The organism is Pseudomonas sp. YuFO8 (assembly GCF_035065025.1).
In the GTDB taxonomy this organism is placed as follows: domain Bacteria; phylum Pseudomonadota; class Gammaproteobacteria; order Pseudomonadales; family Pseudomonadaceae; genus Aquipseudomonas; species Aquipseudomonas putida_AE.
This window is the reverse complement of sequence record NZ_JAXDEQ010000092.1, coordinates 1-2,185: the sequence shown is the minus strand read 5'-3', so window position 1 is coordinate 2,185 and position 2,185 is coordinate 1. Positions and strand designations below refer to the sequence as shown.

The 2,185-nt window shown below is 50.8% G+C and carries 1 protein-coding gene and 1 pseudogene; both read left to right on the top strand.

All coding sequences use genetic code 11. The features are described 5' to 3' along the window. Nucleotides 1–145: 145 nt before the first annotated feature. Nucleotides 146–1,243, top strand: coding sequence for an RHS repeat-associated core domain-containing protein (locus SOP95_RS31430; RefSeq protein ID WP_323609505.1), 1,098 nt, complete (start codon nucleotides 146–148; stop codon nucleotides 1,241–1,243). Nucleotides 1,244–1,987: 744 nt separating this feature from the next. Next, nucleotides 1,988–2,185, top strand: a pseudogene (locus SOP95_RS31425) (RHS repeat-associated core domain-containing protein); the annotation flags it as partial.

Genomic DNA, 2,185 nt, shown 5'->3' with positions numbered 1-2,185 from the left:
CCTTGCGTGCGACGTAAAAAGATCAAAAGATCGCAGCCTTCGGCGGCTCCTACAGGTGCTTTGCTGCTATCAGTTCTGCTAGGTCACAACTTTGGTTACACCACAGATACTCAAATGCTCGGACCTTGAACGCTCGGAGCATCCCATGACTTCCCCCCAGCAAAATCTGCTCTGCCACTATCGATACGACCCTCTGGATCGTCTGATCAGCCACACCCAACCGCAAGAGCCCCCGCTTCAACGCTTTTACTGCAACAGTCGCTTGGCCACTGAAATTCACGGGGCATTGCACCACTCCATTGTCCAGCACGACAATTTACTGTTGGCACAACAACAGCACCAGGGCAATGCGCTCGACGCCACGTTGATTGCCACGGATGTACAACGCTCGGTACTCCATACGCTCAAAGCCAATCATCAACGGCAACCCATCGCATATTCACCCTATGGTCACCGCCGCCCTGAAAGTGCTTTGCTGAGTTTGTTGGGATTCAACGGCGAATTACCGGACCCGGTGACTGAGTGTTATTTGTTGGGTAATGGTTATAGAGCGTTTAACCCGGTATTGATGCGGTTTAACAGTCCGGATAGTTGGAGTCCATTCGGGAGGGGAGGACTTAATAATTATGCATATTGCTTGAATGATCCGATCAATCGATATGATTCCAGCGGACATTTTTCTCCGCTTGTTAAATATGCTGCGTTGAAATGGCTATACAAAACTCAAAGAAAATCAATAGAGCCACCTGCCAGTTTCTTCGCGTGGAGAGGGGCGCGTGCCCCGCAGCCTGTGTTGCTCGAGAATAATCCCTTATTTCAGCATATATCCAAGTACCTTGGTCAAAAGGATATCGATAATTTGATGCTGGTTTCAAAAACAATCCAAGCTAATGCTCAAGCTGCTTCAGATGCAAATTTGCGCGCTAGGATCACAAGTATGCGAAAAAACAACGTACGTATCAATCCATGGTTGCGGAGTATTTACTTTCCGCCGGGTCGACCGGGATTTCATATTCCTAAGGCAAAAGGCATTGGTAGTGCATCGTTTAAAAAGTTGGATCCATCAATCACGAATTCAAAGTCAATGGCTGATCATATCGCAATAGTTAGACGGGACGCAAGAAGTGATATGATTTCCAGGATGAGAAATGAGCAGGGTTATTTTAATCGTAACGACGTTACTTACGGGAGCAGGTCTGAAGATTTGCTTGCCGATCGCCTCCTGGAATCATTAAGGAGGTAGTCGATTTCCAGCATAGGGCCTCTGCGCGGGCCTGATCGTACATGCGATTCGAAAGGCAGGGAGTTCGTTTTAATTGTATTCAGCCAGCTGTGGGAACCTGCTCGCGAAGGCAGTGGGACAACCAATCATGTTGTTTTGAATGCGTAAAAAAACCGCGACCCTCCCTCAAGGGCCGCGGCTCTTCCACCCCCCGCGCGATTACTTCTGCATCACAGTCGCACTGTTAGCCGTACCAAACTGCTGCACGTTCGCCGTCTGGTTCACGCTAGCGAGGCGGCCTACGAGCCGACCTGATTTCAAGCGAACGCATTCCCCTGTAGGAGCTGGCTTGCCAGCGAAGAGGCCCGATAGAGCAGCACCAGACTCAAGGCCGCCTTCGCCGGCAAGGTATATGTCGCGCACGAAACCACGGTAAAGGCACGTTTTTTTAGGAGCTGGCTTGCCAGCGAAGACTGTTGCTGCTGCATTTTCAGCGGTCGGGTTTAGCAGTTCGGTCAATTTCAAGGCGCGTCAGTGTCACCCCGTTATGGTGGCTGTGCGTGGGGCACTTCGGTGCGCCGGGTTCCTTGATCCCAGGTCTGCTGCGATCTTTTGATCTTCCTTGCGTGCGACGTAAAAAGATCAAAAGATCGCAGCCTTCGGCGGCTCCTACAGGTGCTTTGCTACTATCAGTTCTGCTAGGTCACAAACTTGGCGTCATCACAGATACTCAAGCACTCAGACCTTGAGCGCCCGGAGCATCCAATGACTTCTCCACAGCAAAACCAGCTCTGTCACTACCGATACGACCCAGTGGATCGTCTGATAAGCCACACCCAACCGCAAGAGCCCCCGCTTCAACGCTTTTACTGCAACAGTCGCTTGTCCACCGAAATACAAGGGGCGTTGCACCACTCCATTGTCCAGCACGACAATTTACTGTTGGCACAACAACAGCACCAG

Bases quoted from the DNA above. Each gene is read 5' to 3' on its own strand.
- SOP95_RS31430 (WP_323609505.1), top strand. From the start codon at position 146: ATGACTTCCCCCCAGCAAAATCTGCTCTGCCACTATCGATACGACCCT.